This is a genomic window from Haliscomenobacter sp. (genome assembly GCF_033763495.1).
In the GTDB taxonomy this organism is placed as follows: Bacteria; Bacteroidota; Bacteroidia; order Chitinophagales; family Saprospiraceae; genus Haliscomenobacter.
In genome coordinates, this window is sequence record NZ_JANRKL010000105.1 from 24,224 (window position 1) to 46,981 (window position 22,758).

A 22,758-nucleotide genomic window follows, 5' to 3' on the forward strand; every position below is an offset into this window, starting at 1 on the left:
CAAGCAATTGATGAAATTTAGTCTTAAATAAATTTGTTGTTTTTGGGATTCTTCTGAGTCAAGAGTTCAGAGTACATGAGATTAGAGTTTAGAAGTGGCTGCCGCAGCGACTTAGGCATTGGCTAGGTTCAAGTCGCTGCGGTAGCCACTTCTAAACTCTAATTTCATGTATTCTTTACTCTTCATTCAAAAAAGATTTATGCCAGAACCAATAGGCAATACTTTAATTTCATGATGGAAACGCTCCTGCCCCTGACATAGGGTTGTCACTCTCCCCACTTAACTTTGCCCTACACCAACACCGCAGCCATGCCCGAAAAGGAAATAGAAACATTTTGCCCGTGCAGTCGCCAGGAGTGGCGGCAATGGTTACAAGAAAACCACCAGTCCAAACAGTCCATTTGGTTGATTTATTACAAAAAGAAAACGAACATTCCTTCCATCATCTGGAGTGAGGCCGTAGATGAAGCCCTTTGCTTTGGCTGGATCGACAGCACGGCCAAGCCCATTGACGAGGAAAAGTACATGCAATTCTTCACCCGCAGAAAACCCAAAAGTGTTTGGTCGAAAATCAATAAGGACAAGGTTAATCGCCTGATTGAGGAAGATTTGATGATGCCCTCAGGTTATGCCAGTATTGAGATTGCCCAAAAAAATGGTTCCTGGAGTATTTTGGATGAGGTGGAAGCATTGATCATACCGCCCGATTTGGAAAAGGCATTTGCAGCTCAGCCTGGCTCAAAGGAGGCGTTTTTGAGTTTGAGTAAATCTGCTCAAAAAGCCTGGTTGCATAGGTTGGTCATGGCCAAACAGGCTCCGACAAGGGAGAAAAGGATTGGGGAGCTTGTGGCAGGGGTGATAAAGGGAAAATCTTAGGTTTGACTTTTGCATCACATTTAATGTGCTTCAATTTCTCTCCTTTACAAAAACTTAAACTCAACATCCATTCCACACCCTCTCGATTTAACCCCAGAAGACCGGACAGACTGGCAAGCACAACTAAACAAACGTAAACTAAAACCGCTATTAGAGCAATTGAATCGCTGATCTCGATACTTTGTCCTTCCTGCGGTATGGCACCATTGGTTCGCCTGGCAATAAACAAGGCGATCCGTATACTGAAAACGACGAACGTTTGATTCCTTTTGGCGAAGTGCCTCCGGTGGTGTATTCTGAAGTGGTGGGGGAAGTGGATTATTTTAGAAAGTAAGGGAAGTAGAAAATACTTATTAAAACCAGAATTCCTTCAAACAACACCAAATGTTATTTGTTTAGCTATAGGGTTCAAAGCGTGTAATTAAAGTACTACCTGACAGAGCATTACTTTTTATAAAGCGAATATTCAACTAAATTACCCATCAAATGATTTGCCCAAACTGTGAGACGGAAGCTCTAGGTAATTATTGTGGCAATTGTGGCCATCAAATGTTTTTAGGGCTTTGTTCCCACTGCCAGAATAAAGTATTCGGTAATTTTTGTGCCAACTGTGGCACTTTATTCAATGAAGACCAAAAGTCCATCCAAAATACAAGGGTACTAATCCAGGTTCCCAAAGTCCGGGCATTTATCAATCAATGCCTTTTTGATTCGGGAAGGGGCCAGTCCGCAAAAAAATTCTTCGATTTAATGGATTTGTCTTTTGCCATGATCAAAGATTTCGAGTTAAAAGATTTAAAGGAAATTCTCCAATTACACCATCAGGAATTAACCATGGTAGCGGAAAGAGCTCCGGAAAAAACCCTGGACCTCCCCTTTGAAGAAGTTATTTTAAAACTAATTGGCACTTTAGCTAGTTGTGGGTATCCGCTTGACCTAGCACAAGGTGCCAATGATGGCCTGGCGGTTATTTCTGTTGTTCCATTTGAACTTTCAACATGGGGAGGCCACCTTCTGATTGGTATAGAAATAATAAAGAGAAAAAAAACTAGGGTGATTGTCAATGCCAGAATCAAAGGTAAGGCCTATGAAGCGGGTCAAAGCAAAGCATTAGCCCAAAAAGTACTTTCAAACATAGAATCAACTGATTTAGGCAATTTACTCGAAGAGCTTAAGCAATAACGCAATGCTTCAGCATCCTCCAACCAGCCGGCCGCTCTCTTTCCCTTCCAATTGCCTTTTTTCTCAAAAGATGATTGGCTCTAACTAGGGCATGCCTGCACTTGGTTTTGGCGTGCGAAAATAATTAGAACCAATCTAACCCATCTTTTTGTTTATTTTATTTTCCCACCCGTTCTTCATGCCCATCCGCGTGGATCGCAAACCTGCCGGTATCCCGCGAATGTACATGATCCGCACTTGGCCAGGGCCAACCGCCAAACTCCGTGCGTTGGTAATCACTCACGGCCTGGTGCAATTCTGCCTGGGTATTCATCACGAAGGGGCCATATTGGGCTACAGGTTCGTTGATGGGGCGACCTTGGAGCAGCAGGAATTCTGACTCAATACTTCCATTTTCAAGTAGAATCTCCGCATCTGAACGTACCTCAATGGCGTTTTTTAGCCCCACTTTTTGGCCATCCATTTGTAAGGTATCCCCTTTGAAAAAATAGAGCGATCGATTCAGCCCCGCACTGGCTGCTGGCAAAGTGTATTGGGCACCGGGCTCGAGTTTGAGGGTCCAGATGGCCACTTCATTGCCCGCATCAGCAGCCCAGGAATGAGGCGGAGGCGCAGGAGCTTGCACGTCTGCCAAGATGCCCGCCACAACCCGCAGCCAAGTCTTTTTGCCTTGCTCATCCATGTGCTCCACTTGGGGAATGGTATGCGACCAGAGCATGCCAAAATGAGGCTCTACCAATTTGTGTTTGGCTGGCAAGTTGAGCCAGATTTGGAAGAGTTCAAAGGGGTTGTCCTGGTCTTCTTTCAGCAGTGGGAACATCTCGGAATGCTGGACACCACGGCCTGCGGTCATCCACTGCACGTCACCATTGCCAAAACGAGCGGTAGCGCCTAGCGAATCAGAATGGTCTACAAAACCTTTGCGCACGATGGTCACCGTTTCAAAGCCTCGATGGGGGTGGGCTGGAAAGCCCGGCACAGTGCGGCCATGGTACATGCGCCAGCCGTCTTTGATGGTAAAATCATTGCCGAGGTTGCGGCCACTGAGGGAGGTGGCTGGCCCCATTTGGGCGTTGCCATGGGGGTAAAAATCTTCGTGGTGCACGCAGAAGAGGAAGGGATCGCGGGTTTCCCAGGGAAAGCCGAGGGGACGGATGCGGAGGATGTTGGACATGGTGTGCTGTGTTTTGGTGGTATTTTATACAAATTTGGGGGGATAAATGTTCTGTCCCAATTACTGCCTTTTCTGATTTCCGGAAAGCGCTTATCTTCACCCATCACAACAAAAAAAATCAACCATGCGTATAAGCTCATTAGTCCTGGCTTTTACTTTGCTCAGCGTTTATGAAGTAGTAGCCCAATCCCCCAGCATCCACCTCAACCAAATCGGCTTTTACCCCACCGCCCCCAAAATCGCCGTAATCGCCCCCAGCACTTCCAGCACCCGTTTTTTTGTACTCGATCAGGCTAAAGGAGATACGGTATTTCGAGGCCAACTCAGCGCCCCGCGCCCCAATCCCCTTTCCGGAAAGAGCAGTCAAATAGCTGATTTTTCAGGCCTACAAAAAACAGGTAAGTATCAATTTCATCTGGCCGATGGTACTCACTCCCCTACTTTTGTCATTGCAAAAACTGTCCATCAGGATATGGCAAAAAGCGTACTCAAAAGTTATTATTTCCAGCGCATGTCTACTGCTTTGCCTGCAGCTTATGCAGGTGCCTGGGCTCGTCCCTTTGGTCATCCCGATGATAAGGTTTTGGTGCACCCTTCGGCAGCATCGGCAGCCCGACCTGCCGAATTTGAGATCTCAGCCGCAGGTGGTTGGTACGATGCGGGTGACTACAACAAGTACGTGGTCAATTCGGGCATCACTACCTCCACTCTATTGTCCTTGTACGAAGATTTTCCGCAATACTGCCAAAAGCTCAACACCAATATCCCCGAAAGTCAAAACCAGCTCCCCGATTTGCTGGACGAAATCCTCTGGAACCTGCGCTGGATGCTAAAAATGCAAGATCCCAACGACGGTGGAGTTTACCACAAGTTGACCAACCCCAGTTTTGACCCTATGAAAATCATGCCCCACGAGGCCATCAAGCCTCGTTATGTAGTAAAAAAAACCACCACAGCAGCACTGAACCTGGCAGCTGTAGCGGCGCAGGCAGCGCGGATTTTGCGGCCTTTTAACAAACAACTACCTGGCTTAGCAGATTCTTGTTTGTTAGTCGCCCGCAAGGCCTGGGATTGGTCCATCCAAAATCCCAATGTGCTTTACCAGCAAAACGAACTCAATAAAAGTTTCGACCCGGATGTAGTTACAGGTGCCTACGACGACCGTTCCGCCACAGATGAATGGCTGTGGGCAGCTACTGAGCTCTATTTGAGTACTGGCGAAAAGCAATACCAGTCGAAAATTCAATTGGGAAATACATTAAACGTTCCGACCTGGAATCAGGTAGGCACTCTGGCCGCTTTTGCGCTGGCGCGTACCAAACAAGTGCTTCCTCCTGAGGCACAAGCGCTGCGTACTCAGGCCATTCAATCCCTCCAAACCCTCGCCGATGGGCTACTGTCTGGTTTGGATCAACGGCCTTATCACACTGTAATGGGCAAAAGTGCCAATGATTTTGTGTGGGGCAGTTCTGCGGTGGCCGCCAATCAGGCTTTGGTGTTGTTGCAAGTTTATCGTGTGAACAAAAAATCTGCTTACTTGCAAGGTGCCCTGCACAACCTGGATTATTTATTGGGCCGCAACGCCACAGGTTATTGTTTTGTCACGGGTTTTGGCCACAAATATCCCCGACACATTCACCATCGTTTATCGGAGGCAGATGGGGTGGAAGAACCCGTACCTGGCTTACTTTCCGGTGGCCCCAACCCTGGTAAGCAAGATAAATGCCCTGGTTATCCTTCCGATGCGCCGGACGAGTGTTTCATCGACGATGCTTGTTCCTACGCCTCCAATGAAATCGCCATCAACTGGAACGCGCCGATGGTGTACCTGGCGGTAGCCATCGAAGCATTGGCAAAACAAGGGGCATTTCAAAGCAAAAACTAGTAACATCCTGTTTTTAGCCACAAAGACACTAAGCGACACCTTATCCACTACTTCCATTGCACTTTGCGTCTTTGTGTCTTTGTGGCAAAAAACACTTACTTATTTGTAATTCACAGCAAGTTTCGTCGACTGATATAGCAAAAAATCGACTGCTAATGCATCAACGTGTATACAGTTTATTGTGGCTTTTAGGCACCATTCTCGTATTTTTAGCGGGTTGCAAAACCAGCGAATCTGCTGCGGTAAAAAATGAGCACTCGCTGCTGTGGAAAATAGAAGGCAAAAACCTAAAAAGACCTTCTTATGTGCTGGGTACCATCCATCTTTTGCCCCAAAAGGATTTTTTCCTCAGCGAGTCCATGAAGCTGGCTTTGGCCAACACCCAACAAGTCGTACTGGAGCTGGACATGGATGATCCGACAATGGGCATGAACATGCTTCAAAACGCCAGCATGAGTGAGGGCAACACCTTGAACAAATTGCTTTCCGAGGGAGACTACCAACAACTGGATGCAATTTTCAAAAAAAGCACTGGTGTTGGCATCGAGGCGTTCAACAAATGGCAGCCTATGCTGGTGGCTTCCGTGGTGATGCAACAAATGATGGATACTCAAATCGCTTCCTATGAGCTGACTCTGGTTCGCCTGGCTCAGGAAGCTCAAAAAGAAGTAAAAGGGCTAGAAAGCATCCAGGAGCAAACCGAGGCCATGGCCACCATTCCCTACACGCAGCAGGCTAAATACCTGAGTGAACTACTCAATGACGTGGACAAACAAAAGACCCTATTTGGCAAAATGGTGGAATTGTACAAGTCACAGAACATCAATGCCCTACTAGACTATATCGTTACCCAGTCGGGCGGAATTGATTTTAGTACAGTTCTGTTGAATGAACGCAACCAAAAGTGGGTCCCCAGAATTGCATTGCACGCGGCGGAAAAGCCGACTTTTTTTGCGGTAGGCGCCGGGCATTTGCCGGGTAAGGATGGGGTGCTGGCTTTGTTGCGTAAGGCAGGGTATCGGGTGACGGCGGTGTTGTGATTCTAAGGTGCCTCAAGGTGCCTCAGGTTTCTTAGGTGGTGAAATTTTCTGCTTCGCAGAGGGGATTTTTCTCACCACCTAAGAAACCTGAGGCACCTTGAGGCACCTTAGAAATTATGCTGGCACCGCGTGAGCGACATCCATCTTCTGGGTTCTCGCCTTCAACAATTCCACAATCTCCTCCTTCGACTTAAACGTCCCATTGAAGTTGACCACATGATCGGCCAGTCTGTCGTATTTCTTTTGCATCAACAGGATGAATACCCGCAGAAAATCCAGGTTCTCAAAAACCAATGCCTTGTTGTCGGCATACTCCTGATGGTTTTGCATCAGGTGGTTTGGATGCTCAGTCCAATGCAGGTGTGGATAAATGTGGTGGCTGATGTGGTAGCCATCATTCCAACATTTGTGGTTGTATTTGTGATTGATACAAGTTCCGCTGTTTTTGTAGGGATTCTCGGGGTCTTCTGCATCGACAAAAGAGTGCTGAGACCAATTGCCCAACATGGCAACAATGCGAAAAACGAACAAGGGGAAAATGAATGCAAAGAAAGTTGCCGTAAAGTTGACAAAGCACAAGGCAATTACCGTACTGTAAAATACAATTTCACCAGCCAGGATGCGGGTCATAAAAAACTTGCGCTTTTTGGCCCGGTGGTAGAGGTACAAATTGTACACCCCAAAGAGCAGAAAACGGCCAACGTATTTTCTAAAATCCCGCATGTCATCTCTTTGGTATTGGAGGGTAGAACTGCCATCCGTCTCCATGTTATTTTCTGCGTGGTGCATCCCGATGTGGTGTGCCCGGTAAGTTTCGGGGGTGTGTCCGAAGAATGGTGCCAAAAACCAGGGCAAATAATTGTTCAGAAACTCGTATTCTTTTTTGAACAAAGGCCGGTGAATGGCACAATGCAACATCAAGCCAAATGGGCCCTTGAAGTACAAATGATTGAGGTAAAAATGGGCTACAAAAACCAGCCCCCATACCCAACCCTGGGTCAAGTACAACAAAACGGTCAAAGGAACCAAAGTCAGAGATATCCTCAATGTAAGGTGCATAAGGGGCAAATCGCGCGGATCTTTAAGCAGACTTACCCAAAAGTGATCCAAAAAATTCGTTGGCTTTCGCGCACTGATCGGATCATGAATGGTAATTTGTGCAAAATCTCTCATTAAAATAGTAGTTTAAGTATTGAATAAAAGTGTAAAAACAAAAATTCAGGTCAAAAGAGTGGTTTACTCATCACCGCAACAATCGCGGAATAAGCCAATCGATCATCTAGGAATCATTCTCGGAAAGGGGCAAGATACGCATTATTGACCTTTTCACCCATTAAATTGCTTGAAGGCCAATTTAATAAGCAAAAATAAGCCAAATGGTAATTGCCTGATTGTAAACAACGGGTTTTAATCCTTAATGTTCAAAATCCTGGAGGGGTTAATGCATTGGTTTCACTTTGCTCCCGGTCCTTTTACAAAACGTCCCGCAGCTTTTCCCGTAGGCTCACCATTCGCCAGCACCTGAATGCCGTTGACAAAAACGTGTTTAACGCCCACTGCATATTGGTGGGGTGTATCAAAAGTCGCTTTGTCCGCAATGGTTTTGGGGTCGAATACCACTACATCGGCAAAATAACCAGGAGCCAGTTTTCCTCTTTTGGCTATTTTGAGGTTTTCACAGGGCAGGGCGCTCAAGCGACGAATGGCCTCTTCCAGGCTGATTACTTTTTCCTCCCGTACATATTTGCCCAGTACCCGGGCAAAGTTGCCATAAGCCCGAGGATGGGTGCTCGATTTCAGGAAATCTCCTTCCGAGGCCAGTGCCCCAGCATCTGAACCAAAGGAGACATATGGCAATTTGATTTGTTTTTTCACGTTGTCTTCCGACATGAGGAAGTACACAGTTCCTACCCGGCTGCCGTCCTGAACAACCAGGTCGCAGGCTGTTTCTTCGGGGCTTTTGCCCCGGATTTTACTGACTTCAGCCAGGGTTTTGCCCGTAAATTTTTTTAGAGAATCTGCACGAAAACCTACCAAAAGCAGTTTTTCAGCCGAACCTGCAGCATAGTACAAGTTCTCCCAATCCTGGGCATCGGTTTTCATTTCGGCAATGACGCGTTTGCGGGTAGCGGGGTCTTGCAGGCGTTTCACCCATTCAGCGTAACCACCTTCCTGGGCCCAGGTTGGCATGGCTGCATCCAGTCCAGTTGCACCAGCAGTATAGGTGTACATATCGGCGCTGATTTTTAGACCGGCCTTTTGGGCGCTATCGATTTTGGCGATCACTTTGTCCATTTTGGCCCAGTTGCTTTTACCCGCAGCCTTCAAATGGTAGATTTCGGCAGGAATGTTGGCATCACGGGCAATGCGCAGCACTTCATCCACTGCTTCCAACAATTTATTGCCTTCGCTGCGCATATGGGTGATGTACATGCCTCCGTACTGCGAAGCTACCCGACTCAAGGTTATCAACTCATCGGTAGATGCATAAGTTGCCGGGGCGTAAATCATGGAAGAACCAATGCCTAAGGCGCCTTCTTCCATGGCTTGCCGCGCCAACATTTGCATGTTCTTTAATTCTTCAGGACTGGGCTGGCGATCTTCATATCCAATTTCGTGGATGCGCAGGGTTGTTGCGCCTACAAACGAAGCCACATTGGGCGCTACCCCCTTTTTCTCCAAGGTTTGCAGGTATTCTCCCAGGGTTGTCCAACTGATGTCGTATTTGATATCCCCCTGCGAGCCTGCTTCATCCTTTTTCATTTGTTCATTCAGTGGTCCCATCGACCAACCTTCACCCATCACTTCCAGGGTAACCCCTTGCTTGATGTCGCTCAAACCCCGGCCATCCACCAACAAACTTTCGGTGCCCCAACTGAGCATATTTACAAAGCCCGGGCTGAGGGCCATGCCCGCCGCATCCACTTCGGTTTTACCTTTTCCAGTAAATTTTCCCATTGCTGCAATGGTATCACCACTAATGGCTAAATCACCCTGAATGGGGGCTCCTCCACTGCCATCGTAAAGGGTGGCATTGCGGATGACGAGATCGTATTGAGTAGTGGGTTGGCAGGAAAAGCTGAGGGCCAGCAGGCTAACGAAGCCCCAAAAACGCAAGTGTTGACTCATGAGTGAAGGTATTTCCCGCTAAGTTAGTGAATAAAAAGAAATATTCACTTCAAGTCCTTCACCATCCGATAATTCACAAACACCAAACCTTTCCACTCTTTGCGGTTTTCTTTTTCTACCACATAGCCTTGCTGGTCAAAAAAGGGTTTGGCGGTGATGCTAACATCGGAGTCTATTTTTTTCAAACCCAACTCCTGTGCTTTTTCCTCCAAAATACTCAAAAGAGCCGTGGCGATGCCTTCGTTTTGGTGTTTGTCGTGTACAAAAATGTGATCCAGGTATCCTTCCGGGGTGAGGGAAATAAAGCCCAACAATTCCGCATCTCCACTTTCGGCTACCCAAAAGTAAAGGCTGTCGATTTTGCTTTGCCAATACTCCTGGTCCAGGGCGGCTTCGGCCCAGGCTTGAATGTGTTCAGCAGAGTAATCTTTGGAATTGACATTGTTGACGGTGGCAAAAAACAGGCGGGTAATGCCAGTTAAATCAGCAGCTTGGGCTGGGCGAATGTGCATAGTTATTTAGTTGAGGAGTTGAGGAGTTGAGAGGTTGAGGCTACCGCAGAGGCTTAGACATTGATCTTGTCAAAATCGCTGCGGTAGCCTCAACTCCTCAACATCACCGGCTTTGGTAACTCAAAGCAGATTTAAATTTCCCTACACTTTCCCACTCTTTGATGTCATCGGCGCGAAAGCGGTAGAAATCGAAAAAGGATGGCACACAAGTGCTGGCAATTGGGCTTGGGTTATTGAACAGGATACAGATGCCGATTTTTTCTTTGCGGTCAAAAGCGAGCTCGCTCCGGTAACCATTCACGTAGCCACCATGATAGATGAGGGTGTCTGCTCCACAATCCAATACCCTCCAGCCCAAGGCGTAATAAGCATCGCGCATGGGCGCCCAGTGTGGGAATACCCGCCGCTCATTGCTGGTTGTAATGATTGGGGTAAACACATGATCCAAGGTAGCTTTGCTGACAATATCCGGGCGATTGCCCATCAAAACTTGCAACCATTTGCCCATATCGGAAATACTTGCATTGATGCCTCCGGCTGCTGCGGTGTTGTAGTATTTTTTGGTAATGTCCATCCGTCCGCCCAGGTTGTCATGGGGGAAGGATTTGTCCTTGGTCTTGATCATGTCCCGATAGGAGATGGAAGAAGAAACCATGCCTGCAGGTTTGAAAATTCGTTCTTGTACAAGCTCCTGGTATGTTTTTTGGGTCGTATTGTACATTACCTCCTCAATCAAACTGAACACAACGTTTTGGTAATTGTACAACTTACCGAGGGGCGCTGCGGGGCGCACCCGGTAAAGGCGGGCGGCAATATTGTCCAGGGTCCAATCACTTTCTACCAAATCAGAATAAGTGTGGTAAGGCATCCCGGTAGTATGGGAAAGCAGGTGGGTAATGGTCGCGTTTTCGGTATGGTCAGGCGTGGAGAGTTTAAATTCGGGGTAATGCTTTTTTACTCGATCGTTCCAGGCAAATTGCCCATCTTCAACCAGCATTCCGCTTAAAACGCCAGCAAAACCTTTGGACAATGAACCGATTCGGAATACCGTATTGACATCAACGGAGTCGCGCACCCGTGAATTTTTGACCCCAAATCCCCGCATGTACAAAATGGAGGTATCTTTCACGATCACCACGGCAGCACCGGGTGTACGTGAACCTTCCATGGCTTTTTTAAAAAACTGGTCAAAATTGTTGACGACCTCGCGCAAGTGAGGATTCTCCAGGTTTTCTGGCAAATATTTCAACTCACGTTTTTCGGCTAGTTCATTCTTTGGCCAAAAATAAGGTACTGCCAACATTGCCACCAACGCCAATAGCGTTTTACCACTCCATCGCATAATCTTTTAATTTTTTGGTGTTCATGGAATTAAAAAACAAAAAAGGGCAGTGAGGTTTTAGGGACCTAGTTATTTAATGCTTTTTTAACGGAATAGCCTGTCTTTTACTTTTCGCGCTCTTTATTTTCCTTTCCATAATGCCGAAAAAAGTAAAAAGTTACACTTAGCTTGTGATTTTTTTAAAAACTAAGTTAAACGTCTTGTACCTACGGATATTGTCATTTAGTCTGTTTTTTTTGCCAAATTACCGACTCAAAAGCTCATTCGTTTGGCTGTTCCAAGATTAGCAACTATTTTAAAGCGCACATTGATTACAACCAACTACATGAGTCGCAAATTCGCAACATCGTTTTTACTTGGTTTTATTGCCCTGTTTTGTTCTCCTTTACACGCTCAAGAAGCAGGAAAAACCCAAGCATTTACCATTTATGGCAACGTCATTGACTCCATTACACAAGAACCCATCAGTGGTGCTGCTGTATTTTTGAATGAAAGTCGGGCTGGAACCTACACCGATAAAAAAGGCTTTTATGGCATTCCTACTACCCCTGGAAATTTTACGCTCCGCATCAGTTATTTGGGTTATGCTGCCAAGGTAATCCCGATTCAGGTGGACAAAAACGTCATCATGGATGTTAAGTTGAGCAAGGACGCCAAGTTTTTGGAAGAAGTTACGGTTATCAGTAGTAAACCTGAAGAAAACGTACGTAGTGCAGAAACGGGAGTAGCCCAACTCAGCATTCGCAGCATTCGAAAGATTCCGGCTTTCATGGGAGAAATTGACGTAGTGCGCAGTTTGCAAATGTTGCCGGGTGTTAGTACAGTTGGGGAAGGTGCAACCGGATTAAATGTGCGTGGAGGCAGCATCGACCAAAACCTGGTACTTATGGATGATGCCCCGGTATTCAACAGCTCACACCTTTTTGGTTTTTTTTCCATATTTAACCCTGATGCGGTACGGGATGTAACCCTATCGCGGGGTGGTGTTTCCGCAGAGTACGGGGGGCGCACCTCCTCAGTTCTGGATGTCAAATTGAAAGATCCAGACCTGGAAAAAAGCAGTTTTTACGGTGGTGTTGGGTTGATATCCAATCGTTTGGGCTTAGAAATGCCTTTGATCAAAAACCGGCTGGCGGTCCTGATTTCTGGCCGGGGTTCTTTCAATGATTTTTTATTCAAACTTGGCCCGGAGAATATTCAGGGCACCGTGGCAAATTTTTATGACCTTACAGGGAAAATTTTGTTCAAACCAAGTGAAAAAACCCGCTTGTCTTATACTTCCTACAATAGTTTTGATGCCTTTAAGCTGCCTTCCGATTCTTTAAATACAGTAAACGTGAATGCCAGTTCGTCGCGCTACGAATACCGGACCTACAACCAAACCTTGCGCTTCAACTGGTTCATGAGTAAAAATGCCTCCCTTACCCTTACCGGGGTACAGAGCATATACAAAGCCAACACGGCCGTACCCGATTCCAGCATTGCCTTCGACCTGAGTTCTGGCATCCGTTTGCAGGCGCTCAAAGCGCGCTATGTACGTACAGGAGAAAAAAACAATCTCTCTTTTGGCCTGGAAAGCACCAATTATCAAATCGATCCCAATCGGCTTGTACCAGGGCCATATTCCAATATTTTGGCCATTGACATCCAACAAGAATTGGCGCGTGAATCCGCAGCCTACCTGGAAAATGAATGGAAACTCAGCACCCAGTTTTCAATCATTGCGGGCTTGCGGTATTCCTTTTTTCAACGGCTTGGAGCAGATACGGTGTACCGCTATGCACCCGAGTCGATCCGTATAGACGAGAATGTAGAGGAAACGCAGGTCTTTTCCAGTGGCAATGTATCCAAATCCTACGGCGGTATTGAACCCAGGCTTTCGATGCGCTACAGCCTAAATGACAATACCTCCATCAAGGCTAGTTACAATCGGATGCGCCAATATGTGCAGTTGATTTCCAACACCACTGCGGCTTTGCCTACGGCGCGTTGGGGCAGCAGCGACCTGAATATTTTGCCACAAATTGCGGATCAGGTCTCGCTAGGGTTTTTCAAAAACCTACAGGACAATCGTTGGGAAACCTCGGCAGAGTTGTACTACCGCAAATCCCAGAATTTCCCAGATTACCGGGACCTGGCGGATCTGATTTTCTCTAAAAACCTGGAACAGGAAATCATCCAGGGGGAGGGCAAGGCTTATGGGATGGAATTGATGGCGCGGAAAAACAATGGATTTTTGACGGGTTGGGTAACCTATACCTATGCCCGTACTCAGATTAAAGTAGATCCTCGCTACGAGTCCATCCACAATTACACTGGTGCTTGGTATCCGGCCAACTACGACAAGCCGCATACCCTGAATGTGATGATGAACTACCGGACGGCCATCAATGTCACTCTATCTGCCAATTTTACCTACAGTACGGGTCGCCCGGCGACCTACCCTTATGGTCGTTTTATTGCAGCAGGCAATACAGTGCCACTTTTTCCCAATCGGAATTTGCAACGTATCCCTGATTACCACCGCCTGGATTTGGCCTTGATCGTTGAACCTAATCCCAACCGCATCCGCAAGTGGAAAGGCACCTGGGTATTGTCGGTATACAACTTGTACGGTCGTAAAAATGCTTACTCGATTTATTTTGCCCTCAACCAGCGCCAACAAACCAATGCCAATAAATTGGCCATTTTTGGCTCTGCTTTTCCATCTCTTACTTACAATTTTAAATTTTAAACCAACTCATGAAATTGCAGAATTGCCTGTTGCTGTTGTTTTTGGGGCTAAGCCTGTTTTCCTGTATCCAAGCAGTTGATCTGGATGTACCTGATCGTGACGATGGAATGGTGGTAGCAGCCAGTTTGACTACAGTAAAAGGTTTACAAGAGGTGCGCCTCACCCGCCTGGCCAGGTATGATACCCGCGCACTCAACTATCCAGTAACCGCTGCGAAGGTATGGGTGCTGGATGATGCAGGTCAACGACAAGATTATGTTGAAGACGCTAAAAACCGGGGCTGGTATTTGCCCGCAAACCGCGAATTTGTTGGTGAAGTTGGTAAAACCTATGTATTGCACATTTTGACTTCGGATCAACGCAAGTATGAGTCCAATCCAGAAACAATCCGGCCAATTGCTCCAATCACCAAAGTATACCCAGAACCTATCCAACTGGAAGACGCTAAATTGGGTAATCCCATTATTGGTTATAACATCTTATTGGACACTGAAGACTCACCCAATAAAGGCGATTATTACCGCTGGAGTTGGGTACACTACGAACAATTGGTGTATTGCCGACAATTTGAAGGGGTTCCTTACGGTGGCGGGGCAGAGACCCTGGTTGGCCTTACTTGTTGTGAGCCTTGCTGGGACATCGTTCGTTGTTACCGCAACTGCGCCAATGTTTTATCGGATGCCTTGGTCAATGGAAAAAAAATAACCCGCCAGCCCATTACCAACGTCCCTTATTGCAATCGGGATTATTACATTGAGATCCAACAGCGGGTGATTTCCCGTGAAGCATACAACTATTGGCGTGCGGTGGATCAACTCTCCTCCAATAATGGTAGCCTTTTTGATGCGGCGCCAGCAGCCATTCGGGGCAATGTCAAATGCACGAGCAATCCTGAAGAAGAAGCCTTCGGTTTGTTTGAAGCCAGTGCCATTAGCGAAAATGGCTTCTTCATTGAACGAACCCAATCTACTGTACCTGCAATTACGAACTGTGCTCCTTATCCAGTGACTGCCAATCCACTGATCTGTGCACCTTGTATTGAAAGTGCTTTTCGAACCAAAATCAAACCAAAATTCTGGACGAAATAAACCGGATTAGTATGAAAAAAACAGTGAACACATTGCTCCTCACCCTGGTCTTGGTGAGTGGAGCCTTGGCCCAAACATCCAAATTGACCGCTGAAAAAATTGAAGCCCTCAAAAAAGAAGTGGCTGAAAAAGTGCAGAGCCGCGCCAAATTGGCTCAGGTCATGGTTGACAAAGTGTTTAGCTTTGCCGAGTTGGGTTTCCAGGAAGTGGAAACCTCGAAGTACCTCACAGGTATTTTGCGCGAAAACGGGTTTAGCATCGAATCCGGTATTTCCGGCGTACCCACTGCCTGGATGGCCAGATGGGGTAGCGGAAAACCCGTGATAGCCATTGGGAGCGATTTGGATTGTATCCCCAAAGCCTCACAGAAGCCTGGCGTTGCTTACCACGATCCCATCGTAGAAGGAGCCCCCGGACACGGCGAAGGGCACAATTCGGGGATTCCGCTCAACATCATCGCGGCCATTACCGTCAAGGAAATTATGGCGCGGGAAAAAATTCAGGGAACCCTGGTTCTTTGGCCCGGGGTTGCGGAAGAATTAGTGGGCACCAAAGCCTTTTTCACCCGGGATGGATACTTCGACAAGGTGGACGCCTGTATTTTCACCCACGTAAGCAACAACCTGGGTGTGTCCTATGGGCAGGCACCTGGTACTGGTTTGGTGTCGGTGGAATACGAATTTGAAGGCGAAGCCGCCCATGCTGCAATGGCCCCCTGGCGTGGTCGGAGCGCGTTGGATGCGGTAGAGCTGATGAGTATAGGTTGGCAGTACTCCCGTGAGCACCTGGACCCCCTGCAACGTTCACACCATGTCATCAAAAATGGTGGCGACCAACCCAATGTGGTGCCTTCCAAAGCGAGCATCTGGTTTTATTTCCGGCACATCACCTACCCGCAAATCATGGACTTGTACAAACGCGCCAACCGCATTGCCGAGGGCGCCGCGTTGATGACCGATACCAAGCTGACCTCGCGGGTACTGGGCTCGGCCTGGCCCCGCCACTTCAACCAAGTAATGGCTGAAGCGATGTACGAAAACATCAAAAAGGTAGGTTTACCCAGCTGGTCGGAGGCAGACCAAACCCTGGCCCGAGCCATTCAAAAAGAAGTAAAATCACCGCGCGACACCAATGGTTTGCCCAGCAAACTGGATACTTTGGGCCTGCCTGTACGCAATCCGGTCAGCGGAGGCTCGGATGACATTGGGGACATTTCCTGGAAGTTGCCTACCATTACGCTGGGGTACCCATCCAACATTCCGGGTTTGCCCGGGCACCATTGGGCCAACGCCGTGGCAATGGCTACCCCCATTGCACACAAAGGGGTAGTAGCTGGTGCCAAAGCGGAAGCGATGACCTTGCTGGATCTGTTGCTCAAACCAGAGTTGATCACCAAAGCCTGGGAATATTTCCGTACCGAACAAGGTATGAAACAGCAGTACATCCCTATGGTGAATCCAACGGACAAACCAGCCGTGCACCTGAATACTGAGATCATGGAGGAATTCCGTCCGAAGTTGGAGAAGTTCTATTATGATGAGAAGAAGTACGGGAGTTATCTGGAGCAGTTGGGGATTAAATATCCGGTGGTGAGGAAGTAATTAGTGTTCTTTGAGTTAAGAGTGAAGAATACATGATTTTCGAGTTTTGAAGTAGGCTACCGCAGCGACTTAGGCCATGGTTATGTCTAAGTTGCTGCGGTAGCTCACTTCAAAAATCGTAAGTCATGTATTCTGAACTCGTAACTCAAAAAACCTCAATTGATTGATAATCAACTCGCTTTAAATCTATTTCACCACAACTTACTCCCCACCGGTCCCCACCACGGCAACACCTCCACCGTAAACCTGCCAGCCCGTACCGCCGGGTCCTGCCAGATCAGGTGTTCCGCCTCCACTTGCGACGCTGCTGACAAAATAAGCATTTCGCGCATATCACCTTCTCCTTCCATCAGGCCGGCCATACATAGTTTTTTGGTGTCCCCCAGCCATTTGAGGTGATCCTGGTGGAATCGGCTCAGGGTTTCCGTTTCTTTTTGGCTCAAATTGCGGACGGGGCCCCTTCGCAACAAACAAAGGAAATATTTTTTCAATAGGTAAATGGTGTCGCCCATTTCCATTTGTATGAATTGAACCTGAGTGCTGGTTTTAGGTGCTGGAGCCGGAGCAGACGGGGCTGGAACTGGGGACCTGGGCATCAATTGAGCTAAAACTGAGGTATAAATGCCCAAAAGCAACAAGAGCAGTAACAGTCGTGATCGCATGAGTGTACATTTGAAAGCTACATAAGCTGGAACCTAATAAAACACGCTTCCAGTAGTTTTTTATGTCAGTTGGCTTTCATTCATTCATTAAACGTTGCTTTAACGATTCATATTTTAAAAGAACTCATCAGGGCCTACCCGGAATTAGACCGAATTTGAAGTTGAAAAGCCAAAAAAACCTGGGCAGTATCCAAATTTCCAGAACAATACATTACCTTTCTGCTCTAACTAAAAGCTATTTATGGAGCGGTTTATTGGACTGATTGGAATAGTTCTGATTCTGGGGATTGCGTTTTTGCTTTCCAACAACCGGAAAGCAATCAATTATCGTACAGTTGGCGTAGGGTTGTTGTTGCAGTTTGGCCTGGCCTTGTTTATCCTAAAAACCAGTGTAGGCAAAAGTACCTTTGCCTGGTTGGGAGCCAAAATTCAACGGCTTTTGGAAATGGCCGACAAAGGTGCCGATTTTGTCTTCGGCCCTCTGGTGAATAAAGGGTTGTTGGATGAAGTATTGGGACCAGCAAACAGTTTCATCTTTTTCTTCAAGGTTATTCCCACCATTATTTTTGTGGCCGTTTTGGTAAATATTTTATACCATATTGGCCTGATGCAACGCATTGTTTCGGTCATGGCAGTGGGAATGAAATGGTTGCTGGGCGTGAGTGGTGCGGAAGCAATATCCAACGTTGCCAGTACTTTTGTGGGTCAGGTAGAAGCACAGATCATGATCAAACCCTATCTCAAAAGTATGACCAATTCGGAACTTATGGCCTCCATGACCGGTAGTTTTGCCTGTATCGCTGGTGGGGTGATGGCCACCTACATTGCCCTGGGCGTTCCGGCGGAGTACTTGTTGGCGGCCAGTATCATGGCAGCACCTGGGGCTTTAGTGATTTCAAAAATCGTTTACCCTGAAACCGAAGAACCTGAAACACAAGGCACCGTAAAACTCAAAGTCGAAAAAGCCTACGTGAACCTCGTGGACGCCATTGCAGGAGGAGCTGGAGATGGCTTGCGGGTAGGTTTGAATGTGATCGCCATGTTGATCGGTTTCATTGCCTTGATCGCCTTGTTGGACCTGTTTTTGGGTAAAATTGGTTCCTTGGCAGGTATTGAACTGAGTTTTAACTTGATCATGGGTAAAATTTTCTTCGTTTTTGCCTGGGCCATGGGAGTTCCGGTCAAAGACCTGACCGCCGCGGGCTCGCTGATGGGCACCAAATTGGTGGTCAACGAATTTGTAGCCTACCTCGATTTGATCAAAATGAAACATTATCTGGAGCCAAAAACCATCGCCATAACCAGTTTTGCGCTGTGTGGTTTTGCCAATTTCAGCTCCATCGCCATTCAGGTGGGGGGCATTGGACAGTTGGCACCGGAGCGCCGGGCTGATCTGGCGAAACTTGGCTTCAAAGCACTCATTTGTGGTACTTTGGCTAGTTACATGTCAGCGACAATTGCTGGCTTGTTGTTTTAGGGGTACAATACCATTTCGGCACAAAGGCGCTAAGACACCAACCAAACCGGGCCTTAGCGCCTTTGTGATATATAAACATTAGATCAATGACTATTTACAAACCAAAACATTGCGGAATTGCCCTGCAATTTCTCTTTTTCCTTTTCGGACTAAGCGTTCAGGCTCAAAGTAATTTTTATGAACTGAGCAACCTGTCCCTCAACGACCTCTCTGGTTTTCGTTCTCCTGCGGCCTGTTGGCAAATTGTGGGGGAAACCAGCGGGAGTCCCGAAAATAAACTGCTGAGTTCCAAACCTGGCAATGGAGTTCTCTTCGATAATTTCAGCGACAAGTTTCGTTACAAACCCGAAGCAGACCTCTACAGCCAACTGGAGCACGGTGACATGTACCTCGAGCTAGAGTTCATGTTGCCCCAAGGCTCCAACTCCGGCATCTACCTGCAAAGCCGTTACGAAATCCAGCTTTACGACTCCTGGGGAGTTGCCCGGCCCAAATACCAGGACGCGGGTGCCATTTATCCCCGTTGGATTGAAGCAACTCAGACCAATTACGAAGGGCATGCTCCAAGGGTTAATGCCGCACTGGCCCCAGGGCTGTGGCAAAAATTACAAGTCCATTTTCAAGCTCCACAATTTGATGCCCAGGGGCGCAAGATCAAGCCAGCTGTTTTTAGTAAAATCATGCTGAACGGCATCACCATCCACGAAAACGTGATCTTGTTGGGCGTAACCCGCGGTGCCACTTCGACCGAGGAAGTAGCCAAAGCACCTTTCCGCATTCAGGGCGACCATGGCCCTGTTGCTTTCCGCAACATCAAGTACGCTTTGTTGAACGAATTTGAAGCACCCATCAAGGACTTGACTTACCAATATTACGAAGGCCAATTTGAAAACTTTGAGGCCCTCGCTACCGCTAAAGTAACCCGTGAAGGTAAGGCAGCGGCCATCGATTACACCCTGGCCGACAACGTCAATAAAATGGCGCTGGTTTTTAATGGCAAAATTGACATCAAAGAGGCTGGCAATTACCAGTGGATTCTCCAGCGTTATGGCACGGCCAAATTGAGTGTCGATGGCAAAGAGGTTTTGCCCAGTTCCTGGAAATGGGTCGGAGACCCCTCCATTGCCACCACTAACCTGAGCGTCGGAGAGCACAGTTTTCAGGTCAGTTATTTGAAAAATTTCAGTTGGTGGCCAACTGCTGCCGGATTGAGTTTGCAAAGAACCAATGGCAAACCCATCGCATTTCATACCCGCAACTCCTTACCAGACCCACCACCTGCACCACTGATTGAAGTAGAACCCAAACAGGAGCCAAGCCTGTTGCGTTGTTTTTTCCAACATGTCAAAAAGAAAAAAACCCAGGTCATCCTGGTCGGCGATCCCAAAGGCACCCACTATGCTTATGATCTTGATCAGGCAGCTTTGTTGCAAGTCTGGCGTGGCGATTTTGCCAATGCCACCGACATGTGGCACGAGCGCGGGGAACCCCAAACAGCTTCGGCAATGGGGGTAGGGCAAGTATTGCCCGGACGTTGTCCCCTGGCACTGGATGGTTTGACAGATACCTTGGATCAAAATGACCTGAAATACCGAGGGTATCAACTATCTACTGATCGATATCCCACTTTTAACTACCAATACAAGGGCATTAGCTTCAGTGAAAGTTTTAGACCTGCCAATAGCCCTGGATTGGAAAGAGTGACTGTAGTCAAAAATCCGACGGGAAAAAAATTCAGTTACCGCCTGGCCCAGGGCAATAGCATCAGCATTATTGGCAACGGCTTATACGCCATCGATGGACAACACTATTACCTGCGCGTAAATGACCCTGGCAATTGCAAAATTGTCAGCAACCAGGGCCTGCAAGAGTTGATTTTTGAGTCCAGTCAAGTTGAACTTAAAGTAGCTTCCACCCTGATTTTTTAAAAGTTTTAGCCAGTTAAAATCTATGACAATGCAATCCATCAAAATATTTTTATCCACGCTTTGTATACTCAGTGGTTTGAGCATTTTGGCTCAATCCGGCAAAGCTCTCACGGAAAAGGATTATTATTTCCTCAAAACCGTAGCCATTCCCGAAGACATCAAACTGGAGGTAGGTGGCCTGGCCCCTATGGCCGACGGTCGTTTGGCGGTTGCTACCCGACGGGGCCAAATCTGGGTCATTGAAAACCCCTACATGATCAATGGCACCCAGCCCCACTACGAGTTGTATGCCGAAGGCTTGCACGAGGTGTTGGGTCTGGCCTACAAAGACGGCTCTCTGTACTGCACCCAACGTGGAGAGTTGACCAAAATGACCGATACCGACGGCGACGGCCGCGCCGATGTGTTTGAACCCATCTATCGCTTCAACCTCAGTGGCAACTACCACGAGTACGCTTACGGCCCGGTATTCGACAGCAATGGCGACATGTACGTTACGCTCAATGTGGCCTGGGTGGGGTATGGCGATGGTTTGGGCAAATGGCACGGTTGGTTGCTCAAAATCAAACCTGATGGAAAAATGGAGCCGATTGCCACTGGTTTGCGCTCACCCGCCGGTTTTTGGGTCAATAGCAAAGATGAAGTTTTTTATGCAGAAAACCAGGGCGACTGGGTAGGCTCCGGCCGAGTAACCCATTTGGAAAAAGGCGACTTTGCGGGCAATGCCGGTGGTTTGAACTGGACCAAAGAACCCGAATCTCCCCTTCGCTTGACCAAAGCAGATCTGGCCAAAGTGGACGACGGACGACCTATGTACGAAGCCGCCAAAAGCATCAAAGAAATGAAATTGCCTTGCGTGTGGTTTCCACATACCCTCATGGGCATTTCGACCTCAGACATTATTGAAGACAATACGGGCGGAGCCTTTGGGCCTTTCAGTGGCCAATACTTTGTAGCCGATCAGGGTCATTCCAAGGTCATGCGCATGACCCTCGAGCGGGTGAACGGCAAATACCAGGGCGCTTGTTACCCTTTCCGCGAAGGGTGGGCTTCAGGCCTGCTGCGCTTGCGCTGGGGTACCGATGCTTCCATGTGGGGTGGCATGACCAGTAGGGGTTGGGCCAGTACGGGTAAGGCCGAATATGCATTGCAGCGCCTGGTCTGGTCGGGTAAAACACCGTTTGAGATGAAAAACATCAGTGCGCGGCCCGATGGTTTTGAAATTGAGTTCACCCTTCCAGTGGATAAAACCTTGGCCAAAACTGCTGCCAATTATGGTTTTACCTCCTTTAATTATAAGTACCAGCACCAATACGGCAGTCCCATCATCAATCAAGGCAATTGCCCTTTGCGCGGCCTGATCATTTCGGAAGATGGTTTAAAAGTAAGGGTGGTGTTGGACAGCCTCCGCGAGGGTTACATCCACGAAGTGAAATTGAAAAACTTCAAAGCGGCGGATGGCACTCCCCTGCTCCACGATTTTGCGTATTACACCATGAACAACATTCCAGTGGGTGAAAAAGCTAGCCTGAGTGCAGATCAAAAGGTCGTGGCCGTAGCAACGCCAGCTCCCATGAACCATGACCACATGGCCATGAAGACTCCGGAGTTGCCCGCGGCCAAAGCAAAAAAAGGGAAAAAAGAACACAAAACCAGCAGCCCGGCCGGAGCTCTGAGCAAAAACCTGAATGAGCAGCCCGCAAGTTGGGGACAGCCCGATCAGGTGCTTTCACTCGGCACCAAGCCTGGACTGAAATTTGACCTGGATCTCTTGACCGTAAAAGCAGGCAGCAAAGTCAAACTGGTGTTCAATAACAACGATGACATGCAGCACAATCTGGTGGTCACTACTCCCGGAATGGCAAATAAAGTGGGTGAAAAAGGGATGGCTTTGGGCCTCAAAGGGCCAGAATTACATTATGTGCCTAACCTGACCGAGGTGCTTGCCAATACCAAAATTTTGGAACCGGGCACCACGGAGACGATCTATTTTGTAGCACCCAGCAAGCCAGGCGATTACCAATTTGTGTGTACCTATCCTGGACATTATTTGGTGATGCAGGGCATTTTAAGGGTATTGCCTTAACATTTAGCTTACAGCAGTTAGCCAACCAATAGGCTGACTGCT

At 47.7% G+C, this 22,758-nt stretch carries 17 protein-coding genes; 11 read left to right on the forward strand and 6 right to left on the reverse strand.

Going from position 1 to position 22,758, the window contains the following annotated elements:
- The first annotated feature begins 309 nt into the window (after nt 1-309).
- The 3 genes from SFV55_RS11345 (at nt 310) to SFV55_RS11355 (ending at nt 2,058) form a co-directional block, all read left to right on the forward strand.
- On the forward strand, nt 310-876 hold the full coding sequence (locus SFV55_RS11345; RefSeq protein ID WP_320029616.1) for a YdeI/OmpD-associated family protein: 567 nt from the start codon (nt 310-312) through the stop codon (nt 874-876).
- Between the two features lie 181 nt (nt 877-1,057).
- Nucleotides 1,058-1,210 (forward strand): hypothetical protein, encoded by a 153-nt coding sequence (locus SFV55_RS11350; RefSeq protein WP_320029617.1) that lies wholly within the window; start codon nt 1,058-1,060, stop codon nt 1,208-1,210.
- Nucleotides 1,211-1,362: 152 nt separating this feature from the next.
- Nucleotides 1,363-2,058: a zinc ribbon domain-containing protein gene (locus SFV55_RS11355; protein ID WP_320029618.1), complete on the forward strand. Its 696-nt coding sequence runs from the start codon at nt 1,363-1,365 to the stop codon at nt 2,056-2,058.
- Between the two features lie 157 nt (nt 2,059-2,215).
- Here SFV55_RS11355 and SFV55_RS11360 read toward each other — a convergent pair whose 3' ends face one another.
- Complete coding sequence (locus tag SFV55_RS11360) at nt 2,216-3,232, reverse strand: pirin family protein (protein WP_320029619.1); 1,017 nt, start codon at nt 3,230-3,232, stop codon at nt 2,216-2,218.
- Between the two features lie 124 nt (nt 3,233-3,356).
- Here SFV55_RS11360 and SFV55_RS11365 point away from each other — a divergent pair, with 124 nt between their 5' ends.
- Both SFV55_RS11365 and SFV55_RS11370 read left to right on the forward strand, forming a co-directional pair.
- Entirely contained in the window at nt 3,357-5,117 is a 1,761-nt protein-coding gene (locus SFV55_RS11365) for a glycoside hydrolase family 9 protein (protein ID WP_320029620.1), read from the forward strand.
- 155 nt (nt 5,118-5,272) lie between these two features.
- Nucleotides 5,273-6,157: a TraB/GumN family protein gene (locus SFV55_RS11370; protein WP_320029621.1), complete on the forward strand. Its 885-nt coding sequence runs from the start codon at nt 5,273-5,275 to the stop codon at nt 6,155-6,157.
- Nucleotides 6,158-6,271: 114 nt separating this feature from the next.
- Here SFV55_RS11370 and SFV55_RS11375 read toward each other — a convergent pair whose 3' ends face one another.
- The 4 genes from SFV55_RS11375 to SFV55_RS11390 all read right to left on the reverse strand — a co-directional run bounded on the left by SFV55_RS11375 (nt 6,272) and on the right by SFV55_RS11390 (nt 11,140).
- Nucleotides 6,272-7,330: a fatty acid desaturase gene (locus SFV55_RS11375; protein WP_320029622.1), complete on the reverse strand. Its 1,059-nt coding sequence runs from the start codon at nt 7,328-7,330 to the stop codon at nt 6,272-6,274.
- A 279-nt stretch (nt 7,331-7,609) separates the two neighbouring features.
- Nucleotides 7,610-9,286, reverse strand: a complete 1,677-nt coding sequence (locus SFV55_RS11380) for a D-aminoacylase (RefSeq protein ID WP_320029623.1) — start codon at nt 9,284-9,286, stop codon at nt 7,610-7,612.
- A gap of 44 nt (nt 9,287-9,330) precedes the next feature.
- A complete protein-coding gene (locus SFV55_RS11385; RefSeq protein ID WP_320029624.1) occupies nt 9,331-9,798 on the reverse strand; it encodes a GNAT family N-acetyltransferase in 468 nt (155 codons plus the stop codon).
- Between the two features lie 103 nt (nt 9,799-9,901).
- Entirely contained in the window at nt 9,902-11,140 is a 1,239-nt protein-coding gene (locus tag SFV55_RS11390; RefSeq protein ID WP_320029625.1) for a serine hydrolase domain-containing protein, read from the reverse strand.
- 325 nt (nt 11,141-11,465) lie between these two features.
- On the opposite strand from SFV55_RS11390, the gene SFV55_RS11395 reads away from it, so the two are divergent.
- The 3 genes from SFV55_RS11395 to SFV55_RS11405 are packed head-to-tail and all read left to right on the forward strand — an operon-like array spanning nt 11,466 to nt 16,563.
- A complete protein-coding gene (locus SFV55_RS11395) occupies nt 11,466-13,874 on the forward strand; it encodes a TonB-dependent receptor (RefSeq protein ID WP_320029626.1) in 2,409 nt (802 codons plus the stop codon).
- Nucleotides 13,875-13,882: 8 nt separating this feature from the next.
- Entirely contained in the window at nt 13,883-14,962 is a 1,080-nt protein-coding gene (locus SFV55_RS11400) for a DUF4249 domain-containing protein (protein WP_320029627.1), read from the forward strand.
- An 11-nt stretch (nt 14,963-14,973) separates the two neighbouring features.
- A complete protein-coding gene (locus SFV55_RS11405; protein ID WP_320029628.1) occupies nt 14,974-16,563 on the forward strand; it encodes an amidohydrolase in 1,590 nt (529 codons plus the stop codon).
- A 191-nt stretch (nt 16,564-16,754) separates the two neighbouring features.
- Here the strand turns inward: SFV55_RS11405 and SFV55_RS11410 are convergent, their stop codons facing one another.
- Entirely contained in the window at nt 16,755-17,225 is a 471-nt protein-coding gene (locus tag SFV55_RS11410) for a hypothetical protein (RefSeq protein ID WP_320029629.1), read from the reverse strand.
- A gap of 241 nt (nt 17,226-17,466) precedes the next feature.
- On the opposite strand from SFV55_RS11410, the gene SFV55_RS11415 reads away from it, so the two are divergent.
- The 3 genes from SFV55_RS11415 (at nt 17,467) to SFV55_RS11425 (ending at nt 22,716) form a co-directional block, all read left to right on the forward strand.
- Nucleotides 17,467-18,702: a NupC/NupG family nucleoside CNT transporter gene (locus tag SFV55_RS11415; protein WP_320029630.1), complete on the forward strand. Its 1,236-nt coding sequence runs from the start codon at nt 17,467-17,469 to the stop codon at nt 18,700-18,702.
- An 86-nt stretch (nt 18,703-18,788) separates the two neighbouring features.
- Nucleotides 18,789-20,630, forward strand: coding sequence for a DUF1080 domain-containing protein (locus tag SFV55_RS11420; protein WP_320029631.1), 1,842 nt, complete (start codon nt 18,789-18,791; stop codon nt 20,628-20,630).
- A 28-nt stretch (nt 20,631-20,658) separates the two neighbouring features.
- Entirely contained in the window at nt 20,659-22,716 is a 2,058-nt protein-coding gene (locus SFV55_RS11425; RefSeq protein WP_320029632.1) for a plastocyanin/azurin family copper-binding protein, read from the forward strand.
- Nucleotides 22,717-22,758: the final 42 nt, after the last annotated feature.

What these genes read in the sequence shown, in the direction of transcription:
- SFV55_RS11345 (WP_320029616.1), top strand. Translation starts at nt 310, where the DNA reads ATGCCCGAAAAGGAAATAGAAACATTTTGCCCGTGCAGTCGCCAGGAG.
- SFV55_RS11355 (WP_320029618.1), top strand. Translation starts at nt 1,363, where the DNA reads ATGATTTGCCCAAACTGTGAGACGGAAGCTCTAGGTAATTATTGTGGC.
- SFV55_RS11360 (WP_320029619.1), bottom strand. Translation starts at nt 3,232, where the DNA reads ATGTCCAACATCCTCCGCATCCGTCCCCTCGGCTTTCCCTGGGAAACC.
- SFV55_RS11365 (WP_320029620.1), top strand. Translation starts at nt 3,357, where the DNA reads ATGCGTATAAGCTCATTAGTCCTGGCTTTTACTTTGCTCAGCGTTTAT.
- SFV55_RS11370 (WP_320029621.1), top strand. Translation starts at nt 5,273, where the DNA reads ATGCATCAACGTGTATACAGTTTATTGTGGCTTTTAGGCACCATTCTC.
- SFV55_RS11375 (WP_320029622.1), bottom strand. Translation starts at nt 7,330, where the DNA reads ATGAGAGATTTTGCACAAATTACCATTCATGATCCGATCAGTGCGCGA.
- SFV55_RS11380 (WP_320029623.1), bottom strand. Translation starts at nt 9,286, where the DNA reads ATGAGTCAACACTTGCGTTTTTGGGGCTTCGTTAGCCTGCTGGCCCTC.
- SFV55_RS11385 (WP_320029624.1), bottom strand. Translation starts at nt 9,798, where the DNA reads ATGCACATTCGCCCAGCCCAAGCTGCTGATTTAACTGGCATTACCCGC.
- SFV55_RS11390 (WP_320029625.1), bottom strand. Translation starts at nt 11,140, where the DNA reads ATGCGATGGAGTGGTAAAACGCTATTGGCGTTGGTGGCAATGTTGGCA.
- SFV55_RS11395 (WP_320029626.1), top strand. Translation starts at nt 11,466, where the DNA reads ATGAGTCGCAAATTCGCAACATCGTTTTTACTTGGTTTTATTGCCCTG.
- SFV55_RS11400 (WP_320029627.1), top strand. Translation starts at nt 13,883, where the DNA reads ATGAAATTGCAGAATTGCCTGTTGCTGTTGTTTTTGGGGCTAAGCCTG.
- SFV55_RS11405 (WP_320029628.1), top strand. Translation starts at nt 14,974, where the DNA reads ATGAAAAAAACAGTGAACACATTGCTCCTCACCCTGGTCTTGGTGAGT.
- SFV55_RS11410 (WP_320029629.1), bottom strand. Translation starts at nt 17,225, where the DNA reads ATGCGATCACGACTGTTACTGCTCTTGTTGCTTTTGGGCATTTATACC.
- SFV55_RS11415 (WP_320029630.1), top strand. Translation starts at nt 17,467, where the DNA reads ATGGAGCGGTTTATTGGACTGATTGGAATAGTTCTGATTCTGGGGATT.
- SFV55_RS11420 (WP_320029631.1), top strand. Translation starts at nt 18,789, where the DNA reads ATGACTATTTACAAACCAAAACATTGCGGAATTGCCCTGCAATTTCTC.
- SFV55_RS11425 (WP_320029632.1), top strand. Translation starts at nt 20,659, where the DNA reads ATGCAATCCATCAAAATATTTTTATCCACGCTTTGTATACTCAGTGGT.